Consider the following 25015-nt stretch of genomic DNA (forward strand, 5'->3'; position numbering starts at 1 on the left):
GATGGCAGTCTTCCGTTATCAGGCGCTCGATGAGCATGGCAAAACCCAGCGCGGCGTACAGCAGGCGGATTCCGCCCGCCACGCCCGTCAGCTGCTGCGTGAAAAAGGCTGGCTGCTCCTTGAGATTCACGCCGTCGCACGGGCAACGCCGGGGTCCACCCGCTCGCTGCTGACGCGGCGTACCAGCGCCAGCGATCTGGCCTTGCTGACCCGCCAGCTGGCCACTCTGGTGGCGGCCGCCATCCCGTTAGAGAAAGCGCTGGATGCCGTGGCACAGCAGTGCGAAAAAGCCCACCTCAAGACGCTGATGGCAGGCGTTCGCGGTAAAGTGCTTGAAGGCCATTCACTGGCGGAATCCATGCGCGGCTATCCGGGCTGCTTTGACCAGCTGTACTGCGCCATGGTGGCCGCAGGCGAAACCTCCGGTCACCTCGACGGCGTCCTGAACCGCCTCGCGGACTATACCGAACAGCGCCAGCAGCTGCGCGCTCGTCTGCTGCAGGCGATGATCTACCCCATCGTTCTGACGCTGGTCGCCGTCAGCGTCATCGCCATTTTACTCTCCACGGTGGTGCCTAAAGTCGTTGACCAGTTCGTTCATATGAAGCAGGCCCTGCCGTTCTCAACCCGCCTGTTGATGACCCTCAGCGATATTGTCCGTACCGCCGGCCCCTGGCTGCTGTTGGCCCTGCTCGCCGGCGGCCTGCTGCTGCATTACGCCCTACGTCAGCCCGCGCGGCGCCTGCTGTGGCACAAACAGCTGTTGCGTCTGCCGCTGACTGGCCGGGTGGCGCGCAGCATCAACAGCGCTCGCTACGCCCGAACCCTAAGCATTCTGAACGCCAGCGCCGTGCCGCTGCTGCTGTCGATGCGGATCAGCGCAGAAGTGCTGAGCAACGCCTGGGCGCGCCGTCAGTTGGAGGCGGCTACCGAGTCGGTACGCGAAGGCATAAGCCTGCATCGTGCCCTCGAAATGACCGCCCTTTTCCCGCCCATGATGCGTTATATGGTGGCCAGCGGTGAACAGAGCGGAGAACTCAACGGCATGCTCGAACGCGCTGCCGACAATCAGGACCGTGAGCTGAGCGCACAGATTCAGATGGCGCTCAGTCTGTTCGAACCGTTGCTGGTGGTGGCCATGGCCGGAATGGTGTTGTTCATCGTTCTGGCGATCCTGCAACCGATCCTGCAACTCAATACCCTTATGAGTATGTAACTGTCTTAAATGGAGAAAAATATGCAACGGCAGCGCGGCTTCACGTTACTGGAAATTTTGGTGGTGATTGTCATCCTCGGCATTCTTGCAAGCCTGGTAGTGCCCAATTTAATGGGCAACAAAGAAAAAGCGGATCGTCAGAAGGTGGTCAGCGATCTGGTGGCGCTGGAGGGCGCGCTGGATATGTACAAACTGGATAACAGCCGCTACCCCAATAGCGAACAGGGGCTACAGGCGCTGGTCAGCCGGCCCACCGCCGAGCCGCAGGCGCGTAACTACCCGGAAGGTGGCTATATCCGCCGCCTGCCTCAGGACCCGTGGGGCAACGACTATCAGCTGCTCAGCCCGGGCCAGCACGGTCAGATCGACGTCTTTAGCGTTGGCCCTGACGGGATGCCGGATACCAATGACGATATCGGCAACTGGAATATCGGGAAAAAATAGTGCGACAGCGCGGCTTCACGTTACTGGAGATGATGCTCGTTTTACTCTTGATGGGCGTCAGCGCGGGCATGGTAATGCTGGCGTTTCCGACATCGCGCGAGGATGACGCGGCGCAAACTCTTGAGCGTTTTCAGACGCAGCTGCGCTTTATCCGCGAGCGCGGACTACAGACCGGGCAGTTCTTTGGCATCTCGGTTCACTCCGATCGCTGGCAGTTTATGCTGCTGCAACCGCGCGATGACGCAGAACCGGACACCCGCACAGAAGACAGCTGGTATGGCTATCGCTGGCAGCCGCTGCCGTCAGGTCGCGTCGCCACCTCCGGCCTGGTCACATCGGGAAAAATGACTCTGCATTTCCCGCATGATGCCCAGTGGACGCCGGGCGAACAGCCCGATGTCCTGCTGTTTCCCGGCGGCGAAGTCACGCCGTTTCAGCTACGGATCGGCGCCACCGAAGGGATCGTCGTCGATGCCCGCGGCGCGGTTCGCACAGTACAACAGGATGACGCAGGATGAAATCGCAATCCGGGATGACGCTTATCGAAGTCATGGTGGCACTGGTGGTCTTCGCCCTGGCCGGGCTGTCCGTCATGCAGGCAACGCTTCAGCAGACCCGCCACCTGGGGCGAATGGAGGAGAAAACCCTCGCCGGCTGGCTCGCCGATAACCAGCTGGTGCAGCTCAAGCTTGAAAACCGCTGGCCAGCGCTGAGCAGCTCTGAAACCACGCTACAGGCGGCAGGAAGCCGCTGGCATATCCGCTGGCAGGGCGTGGAAACAGAGATCCCGCAGCTGCGTGCGCTGGATGTTGAGGTCCGTCATGATAAGAGTGATAAGACCCCGGTCGCTTCGCTGCGTACCTACGTGACTCAGCCATGACGGTACGCCAGATGCGCGGTTTTACACTCGTGGAAATGCTGCTGGCGCTGGCCATTCTGGCGGCGCTGAGCATCGCTGCGATGGCGGTGCTGCAAAACGTCCTCCGTGCCGATACCCTGACCCGGGAAAAAACAGCGCAGGTACAGGCCCTTCAGCACACCTTCAGCCAGATGGCCGCCGACTTTAATCAGATAATCCCTCGCCGCAGCCGCGAGAGCGCAGGCCTCTTTTTTGCCGGGCGCTTTCAACTTGCCAGCGACGACTGGGCGATAGCCTTCAGCCGCAACGGCTGGCCAAATCCGCTGGGGATGCTGCCGCGCTCCGAGATTCAGAACGTCAGCTACCGCCTGCGCCAGCAGCGGCTGGAACGGCTGAGCTATGACCAGCAGGACCCGCTCACCGGCAGCGAACCGACGGTGGACGTTTTGCAAGATGGCATTCAGGCATTCCGCCTGCGTTTTTATGCCGATGGTCGCTGGCAGGATCGCTGGGAAAGCACGCAAAGCCTGCCTCAGGGCCTTGAAGTGACCCTGACGCTGGACGGCTACGGGGATATCACGCGCCTGTTCCTGATAACGCCCGGAGTCAGCCAATGAACCACCGACAGCGCGGCGTTGCGCTCCTGATGGTACTGCTGATCCTGGCCCTGATGATGGTGCTGGCAAGCGCGATGACCGAACGCACGGCGCGACTCTACCAACAAACCGCCACGACCCTCGATAACCTACAGGCCAAATGGTATGCGCTTGGCGCGGAAACCATGGCTGCCGCGCTGCTCCAGCGCGATGCGCTGGACTCCCCGAATCAAACCCACCTGGCGCAAAACTGGGCGCAGGAGGGACGTCGTTTCACGGTCAACGACGGGGAGATCAACGCGACCATCACCGATGGTCAGGCCTGCTTTAACCTCAACGCGGTCAATCACGGTTCCGGAGAGGAGAGCGAAGAGCTCCCCTGGCCGGCGCGCACGTTTACCCGCCTGCTGGAAAACCTTGGCGAAGAGCCGCTACGCGCACTCCAGCTCACCGCCGCACTGCGCGACTGGATCGACAGCGACCGGGAACCACGGCTCAACGGCGGTGAAGATGAAGTGTACATGGCGCGCTCGCCGGGATACTTCACTGCAAATCAGAAAATACAGGACGTCAGCGAACTGCGGCTGATTAACGGGATGGACGCGGGGCTGTATCTACGCCTGCTGCCCTACGTTTGCGCCCTGCCGGACGACAGCCTGCAACTCAACGTGAATACGCTCAGGCCAGAGCAGGCTCCTCTGCTGATGGCGCTATTTTCTGACGGGATCAATCTCCAGCAGGCGCGTCAGTTACTACAGGATCGTCCGCGCAGCGGCTGGAACAGCGTCGCCGCCTTCCTGGCGCTGCCGGCTTTACAGCAAAGCGATACCGCCGCCGCGCGCCCGTGGTTGACGGTCCACAGTGAACGGTTTGTCGCCGCCTTCACCGTGGTTATGGGCAGCACGCGTTACCAGCAGCGTAGCGTCCTGCAAAAAGAAGGTCGTACTTTCCGCATTATCCAGCGGCGCTATGGACTCTATAGGGTGGCCGATGAATCACGATAAAACACCGCAGAAGGAGATGCTTATTGTGCGTCTTGCTGCACCCGAGCGCCCCGTCGCCTGGCGACTGGTCTGCCCGAGTGACCCGGAACAGGAAGCTTCCGGAGAGTGGTCCGCCACGGGGGATAACACTACGCTTCCCGAGCTGGCGGAGCGCTATCCCGCCTGGGTACTGGTCCCGGCCAGCGACTGCGCCTTTCATGACGTCACGCTCCCGACGGGGCTGCGCAAACCGCCGCAGCAGGTATTGCCGTTTTTGCTGGAAGAGCGGCTCGCCACCGACGTCGAAGAAACCCACTTTGCGCTGCTCCACCACCAGCGAGAGCGCTGTGCCGTGGCGGCGATAGCGCGGCAAAAGATGGCCGCCTGGCTGACCCGCTGCGACGGGCTAGGGCTAACAATTCTCGCGCTGACGCCGGATGTACTGACGCTGCCCTGCCGCCCCGACCGCTGGAGCGCGATACAGGCCGACGACCAATGGCTAATTCGCCAGGACAGCTGGTGCGGTATAGCCGTGGAAAACCCGTGGCTGACGGAATTACTCGCCGCCTGGGAAACGCTGCCGCCGATCGATTGCTATTCCCCACCGCCCGCCACGACCGCCCCCTGGTCCACGCTTGCGCCCCAGGATTTACTCACCCTGGCGGCGGCAAACCCGGCGGCCCGGCGCATCTGTTTACGTCAGGGAGTCTTTGCGCCTAAGCATCGCTGGCAGCCAGCCGGCCAACGCTGGCGCCCGACGCTCGCCGCCGCCGCGGTGCTGGCACTGCTGTGGAGCAGCAATGTCGTGCTCGACCACTTTTCGCTAAGCCGCCAGGCCGATGCGGCCCGGGAGGCCAGCCTGGCGTTTTATCGCCACTGGTTCAAAAACGATAAAAACATCACCAATCCGCGGCTGCAGATGCAGCAACATCTGCGCCAGCTGGAAACGACAGCCACCGCCTCACCGCTGGTCGCTCATCTCCGCACCTTGCAGAATATGGTCTCCGACACGCCGGGAATTCAGCTCCGGGCGTTGACCTGGGATGCCGCCCGTAACGCGCTACAGCTGGATATCTCGGCGGTTTCTCCGCGAGCGCTGGAGCAGTTCACCACCCGCGCCGAGGCCGGTTTTCACGTGCGGACAGGAGAAATGAAACCCCGCCCCGACGGGATTGAAGGACGTCTGACGCTGGAGGGCAACAATGGCTGATTTTCTTGCGCTATGGCAACAGCGCACCCGCCGGGAACAGCGCTTATTGATCGGCATGAGCCTGCTACTGATTGTGGGCATCATCTGGTACGTACTCTGGCAACCCTGGCTCAGTCGGGAAGCACAGTGGCAGCAAACGATCGTCAAAGAGCAGGCGACCCTGCGCTGGATGCAGCAGCAAACACCGCAGCTCCGGCTGCTGGCCCAGCAGAAACCTGCCGCCGGGAGCGCTGTAAAGGAGGCGCTCTCCGCCGTCATCATGCGTGAGGCAACCCGCCTGGATCTGGCGATCGTCCGGCTACAGCCGCAGGGCGCGCGGGTGAACGTCACCCTGCCACCCTGCACTTTTCAGGCGCTGATGTCATGGCTGGACGTCCTCGGACGGCAGGGTATTCACACCTCTTCTCTGGCCGTCAGCGCCCATCCTGCCCAGCCCGGCTGGGTGACGGTCACGACGCTGGTACTGGAGCGTCAACATGACCAGTAAAATCACTATCGGCCTGCTGCTATCGGGTATCTATCTGTTTTGGCTGCTGCTTACCGCACCGGCCAGGCTGCTGACGTTGGCCCTGCCGGACGGCATCAGCGTCGGCGAGTTTTCCGGGACTTTATGGCACGGTGAGGCCCGACAGCTGGCCTGGCGCGGCACCCGCCTCGATCACCTCAGTTGGGCACTGACGTTCTCTACCGGGCTTCCCGGCTGGCGAATCACGCTCAACGATCCCAACGGATTACGCGGTCAGATTTCGCTCTCCGGAATAACAGCGCTCAGATTGCAGGATGGCCGTTTTCTCGTTCCCGCCAGCTTCGCCAGACGTTGGCTTACGCCGGATCTACCGGTCGAAGCCAGCGGCCAGATTACCCTGAGTCTGCCGGAAGGCCGCTTTAACCATGCTGGCTGCCAACAGCTGTCCGGAGGCCGCGTGCTGTGGCAGGAAGCACAGCTGAGTTCCCCGGCCGGTTCGCTGGCGCTGGCCAGCGTCAGCGGCAAATTTAGCTGCACGCCCGCCGGCGCGCTGGCGCTAACTCTCAGCCAGGACTCTCATCAGCTCAGCCTTAGCGGGCAAGGCACCCTGAGCCCCGACGGACGCTACGCCTTTCACGGCAAGCTCCAGACACGTCAATCAACCCCCGGCCTGCTCACCCTGCTGATGACCCAAAATCAGCGCCTGGATGAGCAGGGACGCATTCCCTGGCAGCTGCAGGGAAGATGGTAACCACAGGAGACATCATGACGCTACTTAGCGCATTTTCGTTGCAGTTCCCCCTGTTATGGGGCGGATTTATGTTTGTTTTCGGCCTGACGTTTGGCAGTTTTTTTAACGTGGTCACCCACCGCTTGCCGCTGATGATGCAGCAGGAAGATTCCGCAGGATTTAACCTGTGCATCCCCGCATCCTTCTGCCCTCAGTGCCAGCAGCCTATCGCCTGGCGGGATAACATTCCTTTGCTCGGCTATCTCTCGCTGAAGGGGCGCGCGCGCTGCTGTCAGGCGCCGATTTCTCACCGCTATCCGCTGACGGAACTGGCCAGCGGACTGCTCTTTGTGCTCGCCGGATTTCTGCTAACGCCGGGACTCCCACTACTGGGTGGCCTGATCCTGCTCTCCACTCTGCTGGTGCTGGCGGTCATCGATGGTAAAACCCAGCTTCTGCCGGATCGGCTGACCCTGCCGCTGCTGTGGGTCGGCCTGCTGTTTAATCTTGACGGGACGTTTGTCCCACTCACAGAAGCGGTAACTGGCGCGATGGCGGGCTATTTATCGCTGTGGGTGGTTTACTGGCTGTTTCGCCTGCTGACCGGCAAAGAGGCGCTAGGGTACGGGGATTTTAAGCTGCTGGCGGCGCTCGGCGCGTGGTCCGGCTGGCAGCTCCTGCCGCAGACGCTGCTGTGCGCCTCAGCCAGTGGGCTTATCTGGACCTTGCTGCAACGACGCATCACGCTACAGTCTCTGGATCAGCCGCTGGCCTTCGGCCCCTGGCTGGCGCTGGCGGGCAGCGGGCTATTCCTGTGGGCCCAGTCGGCGTAACCAGGGCTCGACAAGAGCCCGCGGCGCAGTGCTTGCCGGGCCGACAAGGACAGCCCGAACCGTAGTCTGGACAAGTGCAACGCACCGCCTCCGGGAAACCGCGCCACCGCCAGGATCGCGCTATGAGTATTTTTTGGTGCGCCTCGTCGGGGCGGTATTGGCCGGATCGTCCGGCCAGACGTGTTTGGGGTATCGTCCCTTCATCTCTTTTTGCACGTCGCGATAGCTCCCCTGCCAGAACGCGCTGAGGTCACGGGTAATCTGCAGCGGGCGCTGGGCGGGTGAGAGCAGCTCCAGCACCAGCGCGACCCGCCCCTGGGCTATCGTCGGCGTCGTGGCTTCGCCAAACATCTCCTGCATACGCACCGCCAGCGCGGGCGGATTATCGGTATGATAGCGAATCGCTATCCGACTTCCGGTCGGCACGGTGTAGTGGGTTGGCAACTCGCTGTCCAGTTTCTGTCGCAACGACCACGGCAGCCAGTTTTGTAACGCCTGGCGCAGATCCAACGCCTTCAGCGCGCGCAGCGAGTGTACCCCGCTCATCTGCGGCAGCAGCCAGTCTTCAAGTGAGTCCAGCAGAGAAGCATCATCTACGGCAGGCCACGCCTCCTCTGGCAGCCACTGCGCCGCACAATGCAGACGCAAACGCAGCTGCTCGGCCTCCGGCGTCCAGTTAAGCACGCCGAGACCTTTTTCACGGATACCGTTGAGCATCGCCTGATGTAACTCCTCTTCCGAGGGTTTCGCCAGCGGCTGGGTTTTCAACACCAGTTGCCCGATACAGGTACGTCGCCACGCCTTCAGCGTTCCCTGCGCTTCGTCCCATTCGACGGTATCAGAACATTGTGCCAGTTCCGGGCACTGCGCCAGCAGCGTAGTCACATCCACCGGCAGCGCCAGTAAGATCCGCGCGTCAGGCGACGAACTTCCCTGAAGAAGCAGAGGCGCAATTAGCCATTCGTGGCGCCCAAGTGCATCATCGGCGTCAAGCATAGCTCCCATCCCGTTGGCCAACTGATAGCGTCCCTCCTGGCCGCGTCGGCGGGCGATCCGGTCGGCGAACGCCGGCGCCAGCAGCGGTGCCAGCCGTTGGATATCAGGCTGGCCGCCGCGGCTGTCGAGACGCTTCAGAAGCTGCTGCGCCCGCTGCTGCCAGTTTGGCTGCTGGCGCGAGAATGCCGTCCCAAGATCGCAGCTTCCGCCGCGCGGAGGCTCTTCGAGGATCGCCGCCAGTTTCGCCGCAGTTGCCGCATCATCGGGACTGGTCGCCGCCGTCAACATGGCCGCGAGGCGAGGGTCATTGCCCAACGCCGCCATTTTGCGCCCGTGCGCCGTGAGCCTGTCGCCTTCCAGCGCCGACAGCCCCGTCAGCAAGCGCCGGGCCGCCGCCAGGTTTGCCGCCGGCGGGAGATCAAGCCAGCTCAACTGCGCCGGATCGTGGCACCCCCACTGTAAAAGTTCCAGCAGCAGCGCCGACAGATCGCTTTGCAGAATCTCAGGATCGCTCTGTGCCGCCGCGCGCTCCGCCTGCTCTTTGCCGACCAAATGCAGACAAATCCCCGGCTCCAGACGCCCGGCGCGGCCGGCGCGCTGGGTCATCGATGCCTGACTAATGCGCTGGGTCATCAGTCGGGTTAAGCCAGTGCGCGCGTCAAAGCGGGCAACCCGCTCCTGGGCGCTATCTACCACCAGCCTGATGCCTTCGATGGTCAAGCTGGTCTCGGCGATATTGGTCGCCAGCACCACCTTGCGCTGCCCCTCCGCTGCGGGCAGGATCGCTTTACGCTGCTCGCTCAGCGGTAGCGCGCCGTACAGTGGGCAAAGCACTACATCGTCCGCCACCCGTTCGGCCAGTTGTGTCTGTACCCGCTGGATCTCTCCCACACCGGGGAGAAACAGCAGCATCGAGCCGCGTTCCTGCCGCAGCAGCTCCGCAGCCGCGATGGCCACCGCCTCATCGAAACGCTGATGGGTGGCAAGCGCCTGAAAGCGCTTTTCTACCGGGAACGCACGCCCTTCGGAAGTGACTGTCGGAGCCAAAGGCAGCAGCTGCTGCAGGCGATCGTTATCCAGCGTCGCCGACATAATCAGCAGTTTAAGATCGTCGCGTAGCCCCTGCTGAACATCCAGCAGCAGCGCCAGTGCCAGATCCGCCTGCAGGCTGCGCTCGTGAAATTCATCAAGGATCACCAGCCCGATGCCGCTCAGCTCTGGATCGTGCTGGATCATCCGCGTTAGGATCCCTTCCGTCACGACTTCCAGCCGCGTATTCGGTCCAACGCAGGTGTCCGCGCGCATCCGGTAGCCAACGGTCTCGCCCGGTTTTTCACCCAGCAACTCTGCAAGGCGTTGCGCTACGTTACGGGCGGCCAACCGCCGCGGCTCCAGCAGGATAATGCGCCCGTCGATAGGGCCGTCAGCCAGAATTTGCAGCGGCAGCCAGGTCGATTTACCGGCGCCGGTGGGTGCATTGAGCAATACCTGCGGCGCCTGCTGCAGTGCACAGAGAACTTCAGGAAGGACGGCGGCAACCGGCAATAGGGACACGAAGGGCTCCGGAGGTTAACATTTGGGGGCAAGCATTGTAGCATCCTGATAATTCATTACCGAGTCTCTATCATGTCCGAGCCGAAAAGGCTGTTTTTCGCCCTTGAACTGCCTGCTGAAGTCCAGCGGCAAATCGTTCACTGGCGCGCCGCGAACTTTCCGGAAGATGCCGGACGGCCGGTTGCGGCGGATAATCTGCACCTGACGCTGGCGTTTCTTGGCGAAGTCAGCGCAGACAAGCAGCGTGCGCTGGCGGCGTTGGCCGGGCGCATCCAGCAACCCGGATTTACACTTACGCTCGACGACGCCGGGCAATGGCTGCGTTCCCGCGTGGTCTGGCTCGGCACTCGGCGGCCCCCGCGCGGCCTGCTACAGCTGGCCAGCATGCTACGCGCCCAGGCGGCCCGCAGCGGCTGTTATCAAAGTCCTCAGCCGTTTCACCCGCATATCACCCTGCTGCGCGAGGCCCGCCACGCGGTTCCCATCCCGCAGCCGGGCTTTCAGTGGACGGCTACCGTCAGTGAATTTGTTCTTTACGAATCCCATTTTTCCCGCGGACGCACCCGCTATACCGCGCTGGAACGTTATCCCTTCAACAAGGAAAGCTGATGCAGTTCAATCCTCCTTTACAGTCCGCCGTCCTGGTGAAGCGCTACAAACGGTTTCTGGCCGATGTGGTGACCCCCGACGGTCAGGAGCTCACTCTGCACTGCCCGAATACCGGCGCGATGACCGGCTGCGCGACTCCCGGCGATACCGTCTGGTACTCCACGTCGGATAATCCTAAACGCAAATACGCCCATACCTGGGAATTAACACAAACCCAGCGTGGTGCGATAATTTGTGTTAATACTTTACGCGCAAATATCCTGGCGAAAGAGGCGATACTGGCAGGGAATATTGTTGAACTTTCTGGCTATAACGCGCTGAAAAGTGAAATAAAATATGGTGAGGAAAATAGCCGTATTGATATTATGTTACAGGCAGAAGATCGACAAAACTGCTATATTGAAGTGAAATCGGTTACGTTGGCGGAAAATGAAAGCGGTTATTTCCCCGATGCAGTCACCGAGCGCGGTCAAAAGCATCTGCGGGAGCTGATGAGCGTGGCGGCGGCAGGCGACCGGGCCGTAATCTTGTTCGCCGTGCTCCATTCGGCGATCGACCGTTTCTCACCCGCGCATCATATTGATGCCAGATACGCACAGCTGTTGATTGAGGCGCAAACCAAGGGGGTGGAAATTCTCGTTTATAAAGCGGAACTTTCTACCGAAATGATGACTCTGAATAAGCCGATTACCGCGGTGTTAACCCCCGGTAAATAAACGGCTAAATTATGTCCGGGTCGCGAGCGCAAATACGCTTTTCTTCACAGGGTTGTCAAGTGTAACGTTTACATAATTGCTATCCGGAAAAGCATCTGCTATTTATAGCGGCCTGATTTTTCCCCCAACATGGGGATCGATAGTGCGTGTTAAGGAGAAGCAACATGCAAGAAGGGCAAAACCGTAAAACATCGTCCCTGAGTATTCTCGCCATCGCTGGGGTGGAGCCGTATCAAGAGAAGCCGGGCGAAGAGTATATGAACGAAGCCCAGCTGGCGCACTTCAAGCGTATTCTTGAAGCATGGCGTAATCAACTCAGGGATGAAGTGGATCGCACCGTATCGCACATGCAGGATGAAGCAGCTAACTTCCCGGACCCGGTAGACCGTGCCGCGCAGGAAGAAGAATTCAGCCTGGAACTGCGTAACCGCGACCGCGAACGTAAACTGATCAAAAAGATCGAAAAAACGCTGAAGAAAGTCGAAGACGAAGATTTCGGCTTCTGCGAATCCTGTGGCGTTGAGATTGGTATTCGCCGTCTGGAAGCGCGTCCGACCGCTGACCTGTGCATCGACTGCAAAACGCTGGCGGAAATTCGCGAAAAGCAGATGGCTGGCTAATCCGCTTCGCTATCGTATCTCCGGCGGGAGTCTCTCCCGCCTACACGTTTTATTAGTCACCCCATGAATGACTCACACTATATTGGCCGCTTTGCGCCCTCACCTTCCGGCGAACTTCATTTTGGGTCGTTGATTGCCGCTCTCGGCAGCTATCTTCAGGCTCGTGCGAACCATGGTATCTGGCACGTGCGCATTGAAGATATCGATCCGCCCCGTGAAGTCCCCGGCGCCGCCAGTACGATTCTGCGCCAGCTAGAGCACTACGGCCTGCACTGGGACGGCGAAGTGCTGTGGCAGTCGCAGCGTCATGAAGCCTACCGCGAGCGCCTCGCCTGGCTACACGAACAGGGCCTGTGCTATTACTGCACCTGCACCCGGGCGCGTATTCACGCCGTCGGCGGCGTTTATGACGGCCACTGCCGCGATTTACGGCTTGGCGCAGACCACGCCGCCCTGCGCCTGCGCCAGACGCAACCGGTCCTCGCGTTTTACGATCGTCTGCGCGGCACTCTCGTCGCCGATGAAGCGCTGGCACGGGAAGATTTCATTATCCACCGCCGTGACGGTCTGTTCGCCTATAATCTTGCGGTGGTTGTAGACGATCACTTCCAGGGGGTGAACGAAATCGTCCGCGGTGCGGATCTTATCGAACCCACGGTGCGGCAGATTTCGCTGTATCAGCATTTTGGCTGGCAGGCTCCGGGCTACGTCCATCTGCCGCTGGCAGTGAATGCCCAGGGGAATAAACTCTCCAAACAAAACCATGCCCCGGCGCTGCCGGAAGGCGATCCGCGTCCCGAAATTATGCGGGCGTTAATGTTTCTTAATCAGGATATTGAGCAGGAGTGGCGAGGGTTAAGTATTGAGGATTTGCTGAAGAATGCGGTAGCCAACTGGAACCCGGAAAAAATCCAGCATTCTCAAATGACTCTTGCTGAGCTATGATTAGCCGCTATTTTTCTCGTCGCCTTTCAAGTTGCTCCTGCGTTGGCTGCACTTGTTCACCCCAGTCACATAGTTATCTATGCTCCTGGGACTCACAAGTTTGTCGCCTTGCTGCAACCCGAAATGCATAGAGTAATATTTTGATCTGAAGTCCGTCTGACACTACGAGGTGCAACATTTTTACCCGAGTCGCTAATTTTTGCCGTAAGGTGCTAAGCCGTGAAGAGCGCGACGCAGAAGCCGCCGTTGAACAAACGCATATGACGGTTATTCCGCGTGAACAGCATGCAATTTCCCGCAAAGATATCAGTGATAATGCCCTCAAGGTGCTCTATCGACTGAACAAGGCGGGCTATGAAGCCTATCTCGTCGGCGGTGGCGTACGTGACCTTCTGCTTGGTAAAAAACCCAAAGATTTTGACGTAACAACCAGTGCGACGCCGGATCAGGTCCGTAAACTGTTCCGTAACTGTCGTCTGGTGGGCCGTCGTTTCCGCCTGGCGCACGTGATGTTCGGGCCAGAAATCATCGAAGTCGCCACCTTCCGCGGGCATCATGAAGGACACACGACCGATCGTGTCACTTCCCAGCGCGGCCAGAACGGTATGCTGCTGCGCGACAACATCTTCGGTTCAATCGAAGAAGATGCCCAGCGCCGCGACTTCACCATCAACAGCCTGTATTACAGCGTGGCCGATTTTACCGTGCGCGACTACGTCGGCGGCATGAAGGACCTTCAGGAGGGCGTGATTCGCCTGATTGGCGATCCGGAAACCCGCTATCGCGAAGATCCGGTACGAATGCTGCGTGCAGTGCGCTTTGCCGCCAAGCTCAATATGAGCATCAGTGCAGAAAGCGCCGAGCCGATTCCGCGCCTTGCCGCACTGCTCCACGACGTCCCTCCGGCGCGTCTGTTCGAAGAAGTGCTGAAGCTGCTGCAGGCGGGTTATGGGTACGATACCTACATGCTGCTGCGCGAGTATAACCTGTTCCAGCCGCTGTTCCCGACCATCACCCGCTACTTTACCGAGCGCGGCGATAGCCCGATGGAACATATCATTAGCCAGGTGCTGAAGAATACCGATCACCGCATTCATAACGATATGCGCGTTAACCCGGCGTTCTTGTTCGCGGTTATGTTCTGGTATCCACTGCTGGAAATGGCGCAGAAAATCACTCAGGAAAGCGGCCTGGCCTACAACGACGCTTTCGCACTGGCGATGAACGATGTGCTGGATGAAGCCTGCCGTACGCTGGCCATTCCGAAACGCATTACCACCCTCGTGCGCGATATCTGGCAGCTGCAGCTGCGCATGTCCCGCCGCCAGGGTAAACGTGCCTGGAAGCTGATGGAGCATCCAAAATTCCGCGCGGCCTACGATTTGCTTGAGCTGCGTGCCGGCGCTGAAAAAAATGGCGAACTGCAGCGTCTCACCAAATGGTGGGGCGAGTTCCAGGTTGCCGCACCGCCAGATCAAAAAGATATGCTTAACGAGCTCGATGAAGAGCCCACGCCACGCCGCCGCCATCGCCGTCCGCGTAAGCGCACACCGCGTTCAGGTGGCGCATGACCCGCGTCTACATCGCAGTCGGCAGCAATCTTGCCTCTCCTCTGGAGCAGGTGGAGGCTGCCGTTGCGGCACTGGCTGAGATCCCGGACAGCCAGATTGTTGCCGTGTCCTCTTTTTACCGTACGCCGCCGCTGGGGCCGCAGGATCAGCCTGACTACCTCAACGCCGCCGTCGCACTGGACACGAAACTGCAGGCTGAAGCTTTGCTGGATAATACCCAACGCATTGAGCTGCAGCAGGGCCGTCAACGGAAAGCCGAACGCTGGGGCCCTCGTACGCTGGATCTCGATATCATGCTGTTTGGCAACGCCGTGATTAACAGTGAGCGTCTGACGGTCCCGCATTACGATATGAAAAATCGTGGTTTTATGCTGTGGCCGCTGTTTGAAATCGCCCCTGAGCTTCAATTTCCTGACGGGACCACTCTGCGTCAGGTACTGGAAAACCTCGGTGCCGAAAAGCCGGCAAGCTGGTAGTTTCCCCTTCCCCATTTTTAACCATGACGGCGATCGGCGCTATCGGTCGCCTGTACCCTAAATAATTCGAGTTGCAGCAAGGCGGCGACGCAGGGAATCCCCGGGAGCTTACATCAGTATGTGACTGAGGTGAGCGAGGACAAATTCGTCAGGAACGAATTTGAACGCAGTTTACTGCGCCCGTTAGGGCGAGGCCCAAGGATGGGCCGAGTATTGCCAACGCTCATGCAACTTGAAGTATGACGGGGATAAAACCATTGCCCCTCTGAATGCTGCTGTTAGAATGCCGGTTAATATGACTTTCATCATCAGGAAACGTTATGAAACCGACCACTATCGCCCTGCTGCAGAAATGCAAACAGGAGAAGCAGCGCTTCGCCACCATCACCGCCTATGACTACAGCTTTGCGAAGCTGTTTGCCGATGAAGGGATCAACGTGATGCTGGTCGGTGACTCGCTGGGCATGACGGTGCAAGGCCACGACTCGACCTTACCGGTGACCGTGGAAGATATCGTCTATCACACCCGGGCGGTACGCCGCGGCGCCCCCAACTGCCTGCTGCTCGCCGACCTACCGTTTATGGCCTACGCCACGCCGGAACAAACCTTCGCTAACGCTGCCGTCGTGATGCGCGCAGGCGCCAACATGGTCAAGCTTGAAGGCGGTGCCTGGCTTGTGGAGACGGTGAAAATGCTGGCAGAGCGCGCGGTACCGGTATGCGGTCACCTCGGTCTGACCCCGCAGTCGGTCAATATTTTCGGCGGGTATAAAGTGCAGGGACGGGGTGACGCCGCGCAGACGCTGTTTGAAGATGCACTGGCATTAGAAGCGGCTGGTGCGCAGCTGCTGGTCCTGGAGTGCGTCCCGGTCGCGCTGGCTAAGCGTATCACCGACGCGTTGACCATTCCGGTCATCGGCATCGGCGCGGGTAACGTGACCGATGGTCAAATCCTCGTCATGCATGATGCTTTCGGAATAACCGGTGGCCATATCCCTAAATTTGCTAAAAATTTCCTCGCAGAAGCGGGCGACATGCGCGCCGCTGTGCGGCAGTATATTGCCGACGTGGAGTCCGGCGTTTATCCGGGCGAAGAACACAGTTTCCATTAAGGAGTCTTGTTGTGCTGATTATTGAATCCCTGCCGCTGCTGCGCCAGCATATCCGCCGTTTACGTCAGGAAGGTAAACGTATCGCGCTGGTGCCCACCATGGGCAACCTGCACGACGGTCATATGCAGCTGGTCGATACCGCAAAAGCCAGCGCCGATGTTGTGGTAGTCAGTATTTTCGTCAATCCGATGCAGTTTGATCGCCCTGACGATCTGTCACGCTATCCGCGCACGCTGCAGGATGATTGCGAAAAGCTGAACAAACGTAAGGTGGATTTTGTTTTCGCCCCGGCGCCGGCAGAGATCTATCCGCACGGCACCGAAAATCAGACCTTTGTTGATGTGCCGGGTCTGTCGACCATGCTTGAAGGTGCGAGCCGTCCAGGACACTTCCGCGGCGTATCGACCATCGTCAGCAAGCTGTTTAACCTGGTGCAGCCAGACGTCGCCTGCTTTGGCGAGAAAGACTTTCAGCAGTTGGCGTTGATTCGAAAAATGGTGGCCGACATGGGCTACGATATCGAGATAATCGGCGTGCCTATTATTCGCGCCAAAGATGGTTTAGCGCTGAGTTCGCGCAACGGCTACCTCACCGCAGAGCAGCGTAAGATTGCGCCAGGCCTGTACAAGGTACTGAGCGCCGTGGCCGACAAGCTCGCCGCTGGTGAGCGTAACCAGGATGAAATCATTACCCTCGCCGAGCAGGAGCTGAACGAGAAAGGCTTGCGCTCCGACGATATCCAGATCCGGGATGCGGATACGCTGCTGGAGCTGACGGAAACCAGCAAACGTGCGGTTATCCTGATGGCCGCATGGTTGGGCCAGGCACGGTTGATTGATAACAAAATCGTCGAGCTGAGCCAGTAGACAAGGGTTAAAAATCTGGCAATATTGCCGGACATTTACTCAAAGCGGATGCCATGTCCGCTTCGTATCGTTAAGTTATAGACCCTGAATAATCCGGGTTGCAGACCGACGGCAGGCAAGCACTCACCGTGCCCCATCTGGGGAAAGTCGCTCGCCAGCTACTGTTGCTGCACTCTGAAGCAGGACGGGAAGAAAGGTAGACATCATGATTCGTAATATGCTGCAGGGCAAACTCCACCGCGTTAAAGTCACGCAGGCAGACCTGCACTATGAAGGTTCCTGTGCCATCGACCAGGATTTTCTGGATGCGTCCGGCATTCTTGAAAACGAAGCTATCCACATCTGGAACGTCACCAACGGCAACCGCTTCTCCACCTATGCCATTGCCGCCGAACGCGGCTCCCGGATCATTTCGGTGAACGGCGCCGCCGCGCACTGCGCCAGCGTGGGCGACATTCTGATTATCGCCAGCTTCGTCACTATGCCAGATGAAGAAGCCCGCCGCTGGCAGCCGAAAGTGGCCTATTTTGAAGGCGACAACGAAATGAAACGTCAGGCAAAAGCGATTCCGGTACAGGTTGCCTGATCGCTCCCGGAGCCCTGCGCCAGTGGGGCTTCGGTTATCCCTGCGGCTGATTGCTGATCAGCCGCGACATCGTCTCCAGTGAATCCGTCCGCAGAATATAAAGCCTCTTCAGTAAGAACGGGTTATCCCCCGGTTTCACCTTCCCTCTCACCGTGGTTACCGCCATATGAAAGCCGGCATCATTCGCCGCCTTGACCGCCATCGCGTTATACCCGCCAAAGGGATAAGAAAGGTACAGCACGTGCGGATTGAACTGGGCGAGCGCACGCCGGGAATGTTCAAAATCGAACAACACGTTATGGTAACTGCGGCTCAGCAAAATCGGATGATGCTGGGCATCAACCCGGTGCAGGAAGTGGGTATGAGACTGTATGTCAAAGACGTCCTGAATCTGCTTTAGCTCGGAAATACTCATAAACTGCAGCGATTTTGGCTCCCACTTCTGCGGATGGCGCTTAATGCGCGATGAGATAATAAACGCCGTCGCGTGAAAGCCGTACTGTTTCAGGATCGGATACGCATAGCGGTTAACCGACTTCAGACCGTCGTCAAAGGTAATCACGACCGAGCGGGCCGGCAGGTTAATTTTATTGCGCAGGTAGCCTTCCAGCTGATACATCGTCAGCGTAGTGTAGCCCCGATCGCGTAGCCAGGTCATCTGGTTGCTGAAGGCGCGTACCGAGGTCGTCGTGGAGGTATGGCGAAAACGGGTGTTCTCTTCATCGCGCAGGATATGGTGGTAGGTCAGCATCGGGATACCGCTATCTTCCTGAGCATCCAGGCTACTGACCCACGCCAGGCGGTTACCGATACGTATTTGAAACCAGGTCTGGTTCAGACGGTCTTTCAGCTTACTGATAATCGGATAGCGGAGATTATTCGCCAGCGTACCGAACGGCGCACTGCCGACGGAAGGCGCATCATACACTGGGGTATCTTTCCAGGTGAGCAGGTTCTGATTACTCAGCGGTTTATGTAAATCGCCAAGGTTGTCTTCAACCCGCTGCTTACCCTGCACCGATTCGAGGTGGCCTTTATCGATAAAGCCGGTGCCAAAACCGAAGCTGAATTCATAATAATCAGCAGCCGTCGGCACCACGGCGATAATTTGCCCGGCCCGAATATTGCCCACGCTCACCACGTCATTCCCGACCTGTGCCCAGATAACCGCATCTTCGGTCGTCTGCATATAGCGGGCGGGCGTGCCCTGCTGGCTGAGTAAGCTGGCTGAGGCGCTGAGCGACGTCAGCAAAAGGAACAGGGTAAAAAGTCGGGCAAACATGCACGTCGGACCGGTAGAGAAATCAGCCGCTATTGTAACAAAAGCGGCATCAATACCAATGCTTAATTCCCGAACGCATCGTGGAGCAGGCGAAAAGGGGGATTTTTTTGCTGCTGATGCCAGAGGCTGCTGACCACCGGCCCTCCGCTGCTCACTATCGTGTCGCGAAAGGCTTCGCTGCTCAGGGTGTAGCGCAGGAGATACATTCGTTCCAGCAATGAATAACTGATGCCGGAGATCACTTCACAGTGGGTATGTTTATGGCTCATCAAGGCCGCCACACGATAGGGGGCCGCACCGGTATTATCCGTCAAAAAAATCACGCCATCACCGCTGTCCGTGGCGTGCAGCGCATCGCACATCATCCGGCTCAGCATATTGCTGCTAAGATTACGCCAGTAATTTACCGCCCGGCATTGCGCCAGCGGCCCAAACTTTTTTTCCAGACGATCCAGCAGCGCCTCCGCCTTCTCATCATGACAGGTAATAACCCAACCTAGCATCGACAGCCTCCTTAGCAGAAAAGCACTGTAACAAAGGGGATGGGACAGATGAGTGATGGCAGTCAAGATTAGCGGATAGCGCTTCGCCTGAATGTCAGGCAAAGCGCTATTTATCACATTTTGTTAGCTACGCAGGCCGCGTCCACGCTGGATCAGATACCAGCACAGTGCATAGAAAGCGACAATAAAGACGACCAGTACGCCAAACGTCGTAATCAGCGGGACATCGTTGATGCCGAGGAAACCGTAGCGGAAACCGCTGATCATATAAACAATCGGGTTAAGGTGCGACAACGCCTGCCAGAATGGCGGCAGCAGAGTCAGAGAGTAAAACACGCCACCGAGGTAGGTCAGCGGCGTCAGCACGAAGGTCGGGATCAGGCTGATATCGTCAAAGGTTTTGGCAAAAACCGCGTTCAGCAACCCTGCCAGCGAGAAGAGGACCGCGGTCAGAATCAGCGTCAGCGCAACGAACAGCCAGGAATGCACCTGGAACGGCACGAAGAATAACGATATCGCGGTAACCAGAATCCCTACGCACAGCCCGCGCGCGACCCCGCCGCCAACATAGCCAGCGATGACCACATGCGTCGGCACCGGTGCCACCAGCAGTTCTTCGATATTGCGCTGAAATTTCGCACTAAAGAAAGAGGAGGCCACGTTGGCGTAGGCGTTAGTAATCACCGCCATCATGATCAGACCCGGCACAATAAACTGCATATAGGTAAAACCATGCATTTCACCGATCCGCGAGCCGATCAGGTTGCCAAAAATAACAAAGTAGAGGGTCATGGTGATCACTGGCGGTACCAGGGTCTGGATCCAGATACGCATGAAGCGATGAACTTCCTTGGTCCAGATGCTTTTCAGCGCGACCCAGTAAAGCTGCATCATGCTGATTCTCCTTTTCTGTCATGCACCAGCGTGACAAACAGCTCTTCCAGACGGTTGGCTTTGTTACGCATACTTAAAACCTGAACGCCCTGAGCGCTCAGCTGGGCAAACACGCTGTTGATCCCCTGCTCGCGCAGGACTTCTACTTCCAGCGTTGAGGTATCTACCAGCCGATACTGATAGCCTTCCAGCGTTGGCAGCGGGCTTTTCGGTGCCAAATCGAGGATAAACGTTTCTGATTTCAGCTTGGAAAGCAGCGCCTTCATCGAGGTGTTCTCCACCAGCTCGCCTCGTTGAATAATCCCAATGTTGCGGCACAGCATCTCCGCTTCTTCCAGGTAATGGGTGGTCAGGATGATGGTGGTGCCTTTATCATTCAAATCCTTGAGAAAACCCCACATCGAGCGGCGAAGTTCGATATCCACGCCCGCGGTTGGCTCATCCAGGATCAACAGCTTAGGTTCATGCATCAGCGCGCGGGCAATCATCAGGCGCCGCTTCATCCCACCGGAGAGCATCCGTGCACGTTCGTTGCGCTTTTCCCATAAATCGAGCTGTTTTAAATACTTTTCGCTTCTGATAATGGCTTCTTTACGCTCAACGCCGTAGTAGCCGGCCTGATTCACCACAATCTGCTGGACGGTTTCAAACGGGTTGAAGTTGAACTCCTGCGGCACCAGTCCGAGCTGACGCTTTGCATTTACCACGTCTTTTTGCAGGTCGTAGCCAAAGACGTTGACCTGACCGGAGGTTTTATTTACCAGCGAACTGATGATACCAATCGTGGTGGATTTCCCCGCCCCGTTAGGGCCGAGCAGCGCATAAAAATCCCCTGCTTCCACCTGCAGATCGATTCCCCGCAGCGCCTGAACCCCGCCGGGGTAGGTCTTGGTGAGCTGTTTTAGTTCCAGAGCAATGGTCATTAAATATCTCTTCTCGTGTCATGACACGCGATGGGTTGTTTTAAATAAAGTGAGGTTAACCTATATTAGCCCAACGCACTTACTTGGTTACAGGCCGTAAACGTCCATGAATGATATAGATACACTCATCAGCAATAATGCACTATGGTCAAAAATGCTGGTGGAAGACGACCCTGGCTTTTTCGCAAAATTGTCGCAAGCGCAGAAGCCACGCTTTTTGTGGATTGGATGTTCTGATAGCCGGGTGCCTGCTGAACGGTTAACCGGCCTTGAGCCCGGCGAACTGTTTGTCCATCGTAACGTCGCCAATCTGGTGATTCATACCGACCTGAACTGTCTGTCCGTGGTGCAGTATGCCGTCGATGTGCTGGAAGTCGAGCATATCATTATCTGCGGCCACTATGGCTGCGGTGGCGTACAGGCGGCGGTAGAAAACACCGAACTGGGGCTTATCGATAACTGGCTGCTGCATATTCGCGATATCTGGTTCAAACACAGCTCTCTGCTGGGCGAAATGCCCGAGGAGCGTCGGCTGGATACGTTATGTGAGTTGAACGTGATGGAGCAGGTCTATAACCTGGGCCACTCGACCATTATGCAGTCGGCGTGGAAGCGGGGTCAGAAGGTCACCATCCACGGCTGGGCCTACGGTATCCATGACGGGCTGTTACGCGATCTTGATGTGACCGCCGTCAGCCGCGAAACCCTTGAACAGCGCTACCGTCAGGGGATTTCCAACCTCAAGAGCAAACACATCAACCACAAGTAACCCGCCCGTTTCGGAAAACCCCGGCAGCGCAGCGCGCTATCGTCCGGGGTCGCGTGAAACCTTACTCGTCCAGCAGGACCACTTTGCCGACGTACGGCAGATGGCGATAGCGCTGGGCGTAATCAATCCCGTAACCGACCACGAACTCATCCGGGATAGCAAAACCAACAAACTCAACCGGGACGTTCACTTCACGGCGGCTTGGCTTATCCAGCAGCGTACAAATAGCCAGAGATTTCGGCTCACGCAGGCTGAGAATTTCACGCACTTTAGACAGCGTGTTGCCGGAATCGATAATGTCTTCCACGATCAATACGTCTTTACCGCGAATGTCTTCGTCCAGATCTTTCAGGATTTTAACGTCACGGGTCGTCGACATGCCGCTGCCGTAGCTGGAGGCGGTCATAAAATCGACTTCATGCGGCACCTGCACTTCACGACACAGGTCGGCCATAAACATAAATGAGCCGCGCAGCAGCCCCACCAGCACCATTTCGCTGCCGCTGTCTTTGTAGCATTCGTTGATTTGACGACCCAGTTCGGCGATACGCGCTTTGATCTCGGCTTCCGGGATCATCACTTCTACAGTATGTTTCATTAAACTAACCATTTGATTCTTAAGATAAATCATCAACTCCGTTGCGAATGCACCGACGTTGACCGGCAAGCTATGCAGTATACCAGTAAAAAGAAATATGCGATGCAGGGAATAATAAAGCCCATTTTGTGATTCCGATCACACTTGTTAAATCCTATAATTAATTGCAATTAAAAAATTAACAAACAACCGAGTGTCTTTCTATGGCAGAAACAAAGTCTCAACAATCACGGCTTCTCGTGACGCTGACAGCTCTCTTTGCAGCGTTCTGCGGCCTGTATCTTCTTATTGGTGGGGTATGGCTGGCGGCTATTGGCGGCTCCTGGTATTACCCTATCGCTGGTCTGGTGATGCTGGGCGTCACCGTGATGCTGTGGCGGGGTAAGCGCTCAGCGCTCTGGCTCTATGCTGTACTGCTTCTCGCTACCATGGTCTGGGGCGTCTGGGAAGTCGGTTTTGACTTCTGGGCGCTCACTCCCCGCAGCGATATCCTGGTCTTCTTCGGCATCTGGCTTATTCTGCCTTTTGTCTGGCGTCGTCTGCCAATCCCATCGGGCGGCGCAGTCGCTGGCCTGGTTGTTGCCCTGCTGATCAGCGGCGGCATCCTGACCTGGGCCGCATTGAATGACCCACAGGAAGTGAACGGTACCCTGAACGCCGATGCGACGCCTGCGGCGCCAATCTCCGCGGTTGCCGATGGCGACTGGCCAGCATACGGTCGTAATCAGGAAGGCCAACGCTACTCGCCGTTGAAGCAGATCAACGCTGATAACGTGAAAAACCTGAAAGAAGCCTGGGTGTTCCGCACCGGCGACCTGAAGCAGCCGAACGATCCGGGTGAAATCACCAACGAAGTGACGCCGATTAAAGTGGGGAACATGCTGTATCTGTGTACCGCCCACCAGCGTCTGTTCGCACTTGATGCAGCCACCGGGAAAGAGAAATGGCACTTTGACCCGCAGCTGAATACGGATCCTTCCTTCCAGCACGTGACCTGCCGCGGCGTCTCTTATCACGAAGCGAAAGCAGATAACGCACCGGCAGACGTCGTTGCCAACTGCCCTCGCCGCATTATTTTGCCGGTCAACGATGGTCGCCTGTTCGCCATTAACGCCGACAATGGTCAGCTGTGCGAATCCTTTGCCAACAAAGGTATTCTCAATCTGCAGACCAATATGCCGGTCACCACGCCGGGGATGTACGAACCGACGTCTCCGCCCATCGTGACCGACACGACCATTATCATTGCGGGTGCTGTAACCGATAACTTCTCTACCCGCGAGCCGTCTGGCGTTATTCGCGGCTTCGATGTGAACACCGGTAAACTGCTGTGGGTGTTCGATCCGGGCGCGAAAGATCCGAACGCGATTCCGACTGATGAGCATCACTTCACGCTGAACTCTCCGAACTCCTGGGCACCGGCGGCCTATGATGCCAAACTGGACCTCGTGTATCTGCCGATGGGCGTCACCACTCCGGATATCTGGGGCGGCAACCGTACGCCGGAACAGGAACGTTACGCCAGCGCTATCGTGGCGCTGAACGCGACTACCGGTAAGCTGGCATGGAGCTATCAGACCGTTCACCACGATCTGTGGGATATGGATATGCCGTCTCAGCCAACGCTGGCGGATATCGACGTCAACGGTAAAACCGTGCCGGTCATCTACGCTCCGGCGAAAACCGGCAATATTTTCGTCCTCGACCGCCGCAATGGCGAACTGGTTGTCCCGGCACCGGAAAAACCGGTTCCTCAGGGCGCAGCGAAAGGCGACTACGTCTCTAAAACTCAGCCGTTCTCCGACCTGAGCTTCCGTCCGAAGAAAGATTTGACCGGTGCGGATATGTGGGGCGCCACCATGTTCGATCAGCTGGTGTGCCGCGTTATCTTCCACCAGCTGCGCTATGAAGGCATCTTCACCCCACCGTCTGAACAAGGCACGCTGGTCTTCCCGGGTAACCTGGGGATGTTTGAATGGGGCGGTATTTCCGTTGATCCAAACCGCCAGGTGGCGATTGCCAACCCGATGGCGCTGCCGTTCGTATCAAAACTGATCCCACGCGGACCGGGTAACCCGATGGAACCGCCGAAAGATGCCAAAGGTTCGGGTACTGAATCCGGTATCCAGCCGCAGTATGGCGTGCCGTTCGGCGTGACGCTCAACGCCTTCCTGTCGCCGTTTGGCCTGCCGTGCAAACAGCCGGCCTGGGGCTATATCTCCGCGCTGGATCTGAAAACCAACGAAGTAGTGTGGAAAAAACGTATCGGTACGCCGCAGGATAGTCTGCCGTTCCCGATGCCTGTCCAGCTGCCGTTTAACCTCGGCATGCCGATGCTCGGCGGTCCAATCTCAACGGCCGGCAACGTCCTGTTTATTGGCGCCACCGCCGATAACTACCTGCGCGCCTACAACATGAGCAACGGTGAAAAACTGTGGCAGGCTCGTCTGCCAGCAGGCGGTCAGGCAACGCCGATGACCTATGAAGTGAATGGCAAACAGTATGTTGTCATCGCCGCAGGCGGCCACGGCTCATTTGGCACCAAAATGGGTGACTACATCGTCGCTTATGCGCTGCCTGATGAAGCTAAATAAGCGCTAAAGTAAAAAACAGAAGGCCCGGTGAAAACCGGGCCTTTTTTTGGGCTTGCAGAATGCC

The 25015-nt window shown here is 58.0% G+C and carries 27 protein-coding genes; 21 read left to right on the forward strand and 6 right to left on the reverse strand.

What is annotated here, in order from left to right; translation table 11 throughout:
- Position 1 precedes the first annotated feature (1 nt).
- Genes gspF through ACMYSK_RS14860 form a run of 10 tightly spaced genes read left to right on the forward strand, consistent with a single transcriptional unit; the run spans position 2 to position 7337 of the window.
- Positions 2–1216, forward strand: a complete 1215-nt coding sequence (gene gspF, locus ACMYSK_RS14815) for a type II secretion system inner membrane protein GspF (RefSeq protein ID WP_434636387.1) — start codon at positions 2–4, stop codon at positions 1214–1216.
- A gap of 21 nt (positions 1217–1237) precedes the next feature.
- Positions 1238–1660: a type II secretion system major pseudopilin GspG gene (gene gspG / locus ACMYSK_RS14820; RefSeq protein ID WP_434636389.1), complete on the forward strand. Its 423-nt coding sequence runs from the start codon at positions 1238–1240 to the stop codon at positions 1658–1660.
- Positions 1660–2178 carry a type II secretion system minor pseudopilin GspH gene (gene gspH, locus ACMYSK_RS14825; RefSeq protein ID WP_434636392.1) on the forward strand — a complete coding sequence of 173 codons (519 nt, stop codon included), beginning with the start codon at positions 1660–1662 and terminating at the stop codon, positions 2176–2178. Before gspG ends, gspH begins: the two co-directional genes overlap by 1 nt.
- Positions 2175–2540 (forward strand): type II secretion system minor pseudopilin GspI, encoded by a 366-nt coding sequence (gene gspI, locus ACMYSK_RS14830; RefSeq protein ID WP_434636394.1) that lies wholly within the window; start codon positions 2175–2177, stop codon positions 2538–2540. Before gspH ends, gspI begins: the two co-directional genes overlap by 4 nt.
- 11 nt (positions 2541–2551) lie before the next feature.
- Positions 2552–3136, forward strand: a complete 585-nt coding sequence (gspJ, locus tag ACMYSK_RS14835; protein ID WP_434636396.1) for a type II secretion system minor pseudopilin GspJ — start codon at positions 2552–2554, stop codon at positions 3134–3136.
- Complete coding sequence (gene gspK, locus ACMYSK_RS14840; RefSeq protein WP_434636398.1) at positions 3133–4119, forward strand: type II secretion system minor pseudopilin GspK; 987 nt, start codon at positions 3133–3135, stop codon at positions 4117–4119. Before gspJ ends, gspK begins: the two co-directional genes overlap by 4 nt.
- Positions 4106–5308 carry a type II secretion system protein GspL gene (gspL, locus tag ACMYSK_RS14845; protein WP_434636400.1) on the forward strand — a complete coding sequence of 401 codons (1203 nt, stop codon included), beginning with the start codon at positions 4106–4108 and terminating at the stop codon, positions 5306–5308. The genes gspK and gspL overlap by 14 nt, the downstream gene beginning before the upstream one ends.
- On the forward strand, positions 5301–5795 hold the full coding sequence (gspM, locus tag ACMYSK_RS14850; RefSeq protein ID WP_434636402.1) for a type II secretion system protein GspM: 495 nt from the start codon (positions 5301–5303) through the stop codon (positions 5793–5795). The genes gspL and gspM overlap by 8 nt, the downstream gene beginning before the upstream one ends.
- On the forward strand, positions 5785–6525 hold the full coding sequence (locus tag ACMYSK_RS14855; RefSeq protein ID WP_434636404.1) for a type II secretion system protein N: 741 nt from the start codon (positions 5785–5787) through the stop codon (positions 6523–6525). The genes gspM and ACMYSK_RS14855 overlap by 11 nt, the downstream gene beginning before the upstream one ends.
- A 14-nt stretch (positions 6526–6539) precedes the next feature.
- Positions 6540–7337, forward strand: coding sequence for a prepilin peptidase (locus ACMYSK_RS14860; RefSeq protein WP_434636406.1), 798 nt, complete (start codon positions 6540–6542; stop codon positions 7335–7337).
- A gap of 120 nt (positions 7338–7457) precedes the next feature.
- Here the strand turns inward: ACMYSK_RS14860 and hrpB are convergent, their stop codons facing one another.
- Positions 7458–9887: an ATP-dependent helicase HrpB gene (gene hrpB / locus ACMYSK_RS14865; protein ID WP_434636408.1), complete on the reverse strand. Its 2430-nt coding sequence runs from the start codon at positions 9885–9887 to the stop codon at positions 7458–7460.
- A 72-nt stretch (positions 9888–9959) separates the two neighbouring features.
- Between hrpB and thpR the strand changes: the two genes are divergently transcribed.
- The 9 genes from thpR to panD all read left to right on the forward strand — a co-directional run bounded on the left by thpR (position 9960) and on the right by panD (position 17388).
- Positions 9960–10496, forward strand: a complete 537-nt coding sequence (thpR, locus tag ACMYSK_RS14870) for an RNA 2',3'-cyclic phosphodiesterase (protein WP_434636410.1) — start codon at positions 9960–9962, stop codon at positions 10494–10496.
- A complete protein-coding gene (gene sfsA, locus ACMYSK_RS14875; RefSeq protein WP_434636412.1) occupies positions 10496–11212 on the forward strand; it encodes a DNA/RNA nuclease SfsA in 717 nt (238 codons plus the stop codon). Before thpR ends, sfsA begins: the two co-directional genes overlap by 1 nt.
- A 164-nt stretch (positions 11213–11376) precedes the next feature.
- Positions 11377–11832, forward strand: a complete 456-nt coding sequence (gene dksA / locus ACMYSK_RS14880; RefSeq protein ID WP_004858018.1) for an RNA polymerase-binding protein DksA — start codon at positions 11377–11379, stop codon at positions 11830–11832.
- Between the two features lie 63 nt (positions 11833–11895).
- On the forward strand, positions 11896–12777 hold the full coding sequence (gene gluQRS / locus ACMYSK_RS14885; protein WP_434636414.1) for a tRNA glutamyl-Q(34) synthetase GluQRS: 882 nt from the start codon (positions 11896–11898) through the stop codon (positions 12775–12777).
- A gap of 176 nt (positions 12778–12953) precedes the next feature.
- Complete coding sequence (pcnB, locus tag ACMYSK_RS14890) at positions 12954–14348, forward strand: polynucleotide adenylyltransferase PcnB (RefSeq protein ID WP_434644142.1); 1395 nt, start codon at positions 12954–12956, stop codon at positions 14346–14348.
- Positions 14345–14824 carry a 2-amino-4-hydroxy-6-hydroxymethyldihydropteridine diphosphokinase gene (gene folK / locus ACMYSK_RS14895; protein ID WP_434636416.1) on the forward strand — a complete coding sequence of 160 codons (480 nt, stop codon included), beginning with the start codon at positions 14345–14347 and terminating at the stop codon, positions 14822–14824. Before pcnB ends, folK begins: the two co-directional genes overlap by 4 nt.
- Before the next feature lie 320 nt (positions 14825–15144).
- Entirely contained in the window at positions 15145–15936 is a 792-nt protein-coding gene (panB, locus tag ACMYSK_RS14900; RefSeq protein WP_434636417.1) for a 3-methyl-2-oxobutanoate hydroxymethyltransferase, read from the forward strand.
- Positions 15937–15947: 11 nt separating this feature from the next.
- Positions 15948–16802: a pantoate--beta-alanine ligase gene (gene panC / locus ACMYSK_RS14905; protein WP_434636419.1), complete on the forward strand. Its 855-nt coding sequence runs from the start codon at positions 15948–15950 to the stop codon at positions 16800–16802.
- Positions 16803–17007: 205 nt separating this feature from the next.
- On the forward strand, positions 17008–17388 hold the full coding sequence (gene panD, locus ACMYSK_RS14910; RefSeq protein WP_004858002.1) for an aspartate 1-decarboxylase: 381 nt from the start codon (positions 17008–17010) through the stop codon (positions 17386–17388).
- A 34-nt stretch (positions 17389–17422) separates the two neighbouring features.
- Here the strand turns inward: panD and ACMYSK_RS14915 are convergent, their stop codons facing one another.
- From ACMYSK_RS14915 to ACMYSK_RS14930, 4 genes are all read right to left on the reverse strand, one after another.
- Complete coding sequence (locus ACMYSK_RS14915) at positions 17423–18670, reverse strand: polysaccharide deacetylase family protein (RefSeq protein ID WP_434636421.1); 1248 nt, start codon at positions 18668–18670, stop codon at positions 17423–17425.
- Positions 18671–18732: 62 nt separating this feature from the next.
- The gene (locus ACMYSK_RS14920; protein ID WP_434636423.1) at positions 18733–19173 is read right to left on the reverse strand and encodes a PTS sugar transporter subunit IIA; all 441 of its coding nucleotides are present in this window, start codon (positions 19171–19173) and stop codon (positions 18733–18735) included.
- Positions 19174–19296: 123 nt separating this feature from the next.
- On the reverse strand, positions 19297–20067 hold the full coding sequence (locus ACMYSK_RS14925) for an ABC transporter permease (protein ID WP_434636424.1): 771 nt from the start codon (positions 20065–20067) through the stop codon (positions 19297–19299).
- A complete protein-coding gene (locus tag ACMYSK_RS14930) occupies positions 20064–20990 on the reverse strand; it encodes an ABC transporter ATP-binding protein (RefSeq protein ID WP_434636426.1) in 927 nt (308 codons plus the stop codon). The genes ACMYSK_RS14925 and ACMYSK_RS14930 overlap by 4 nt, the downstream gene beginning before the upstream one ends.
- 106 nt (positions 20991–21096) lie before the next feature.
- Here ACMYSK_RS14930 and can point away from each other — a divergent pair, with 106 nt between their 5' ends.
- Positions 21097–21759, forward strand: coding sequence for a carbonate dehydratase (gene can / locus ACMYSK_RS14935; protein ID WP_434636429.1), 663 nt, complete (start codon positions 21097–21099; stop codon positions 21757–21759).
- A 61-nt stretch (positions 21760–21820) separates the two neighbouring features.
- On the opposite strand, the gene hpt is transcribed toward can, so the two are convergent.
- Complete coding sequence (gene hpt / locus ACMYSK_RS14940; protein ID WP_015585135.1) at positions 21821–22357, reverse strand: hypoxanthine phosphoribosyltransferase; 537 nt, start codon at positions 22355–22357, stop codon at positions 21821–21823.
- Between the two features lie 203 nt (positions 22358–22560).
- Between hpt and ACMYSK_RS14945 the strand changes: the two genes are divergently transcribed.
- Complete coding sequence (locus tag ACMYSK_RS14945; protein ID WP_434636431.1) at positions 22561–24951, forward strand: glucose/quinate/shikimate family membrane-bound PQQ-dependent dehydrogenase; 2391 nt, start codon at positions 22561–22563, stop codon at positions 24949–24951.
- Positions 24952–25015 lie beyond the last annotated feature (64 nt).

This window comes from Klebsiella sp. I138 (genome assembly GCF_051131765.1).
Taxonomy (GTDB): domain Bacteria; phylum Pseudomonadota; class Gammaproteobacteria; order Enterobacterales; family Enterobacteriaceae; genus Klebsiella.

Coding starts and splice junctions, on each gene's coding strand:
- gspF (WP_434636387.1), top strand. CDS start 2: ATGGCAGTCTTCCGTTATCAGGCGCTCGATGAGCATGGCAAAACCCAG.
- gspG (WP_434636389.1), top strand. CDS start 1,238: ATGCAACGGCAGCGCGGCTTCACGTTACTGGAAATTTTGGTGGTGATT.
- gspI (WP_434636394.1), top strand. CDS start 2,175: ATGAAATCGCAATCCGGGATGACGCTTATCGAAGTCATGGTGGCACTG.
- gspJ (WP_434636396.1), top strand. CDS start 2,552: ATGCGCGGTTTTACACTCGTGGAAATGCTGCTGGCGCTGGCCATTCTG.
- gspK (WP_434636398.1), top strand. CDS start 3,133: ATGAACCACCGACAGCGCGGCGTTGCGCTCCTGATGGTACTGCTGATC.
- gspL (WP_434636400.1), top strand. CDS start 4,106: ATGAATCACGATAAAACACCGCAGAAGGAGATGCTTATTGTGCGTCTT.
- gspM (WP_434636402.1), top strand. CDS start 5,301: ATGGCTGATTTTCTTGCGCTATGGCAACAGCGCACCCGCCGGGAACAG.
- ACMYSK_RS14855 (WP_434636404.1), top strand. CDS start 5,785: ATGACCAGTAAAATCACTATCGGCCTGCTGCTATCGGGTATCTATCTG.
- ACMYSK_RS14860 (WP_434636406.1), top strand. CDS start 6,540: ATGACGCTACTTAGCGCATTTTCGTTGCAGTTCCCCCTGTTATGGGGC.
- thpR (WP_434636410.1), top strand. CDS start 9,960: ATGTCCGAGCCGAAAAGGCTGTTTTTCGCCCTTGAACTGCCTGCTGAA.
- sfsA (WP_434636412.1), top strand. CDS start 10,496: ATGCAGTTCAATCCTCCTTTACAGTCCGCCGTCCTGGTGAAGCGCTAC.
- dksA (WP_004858018.1), top strand. CDS start 11,377: ATGCAAGAAGGGCAAAACCGTAAAACATCGTCCCTGAGTATTCTCGCC.
- gluQRS (WP_434636414.1), top strand. CDS start 11,896: ATGAATGACTCACACTATATTGGCCGCTTTGCGCCCTCACCTTCCGGC.
- folK (WP_434636416.1), top strand. CDS start 14,345: ATGACCCGCGTCTACATCGCAGTCGGCAGCAATCTTGCCTCTCCTCTG.
- panB (WP_434636417.1), top strand. CDS start 15,145: ATGAAACCGACCACTATCGCCCTGCTGCAGAAATGCAAACAGGAGAAG.
- panD (WP_004858002.1), top strand. CDS start 17,008: ATGATTCGTAATATGCTGCAGGGCAAACTCCACCGCGTTAAAGTCACG.
- ACMYSK_RS14915 (WP_434636421.1), bottom strand. CDS start 18,670: ATGTTTGCCCGACTTTTTACCCTGTTCCTTTTGCTGACGTCGCTCAGC.
- ACMYSK_RS14920 (WP_434636423.1), bottom strand. CDS start 19,173: ATGCTAGGTTGGGTTATTACCTGTCATGATGAGAAGGCGGAGGCGCTG.
- ACMYSK_RS14925 (WP_434636424.1), bottom strand. CDS start 20,067: ATGATGCAGCTTTACTGGGTCGCGCTGAAAAGCATCTGGACCAAGGAA.
- ACMYSK_RS14930 (WP_434636426.1), bottom strand. CDS start 20,990: ATGACCATTGCTCTGGAACTAAAACAGCTCACCAAGACCTACCCCGGC.
- can (WP_434636429.1), top strand. CDS start 21,097: ATGAATGATATAGATACACTCATCAGCAATAATGCACTATGGTCAAAA.
- hpt (WP_015585135.1), bottom strand. CDS start 22,357: ATGAAACATACTGTAGAAGTGATGATCCCGGAAGCCGAGATCAAAGCG.
- ACMYSK_RS14945 (WP_434636431.1), top strand. CDS start 22,561: ATGGCAGAAACAAAGTCTCAACAATCACGGCTTCTCGTGACGCTGACA.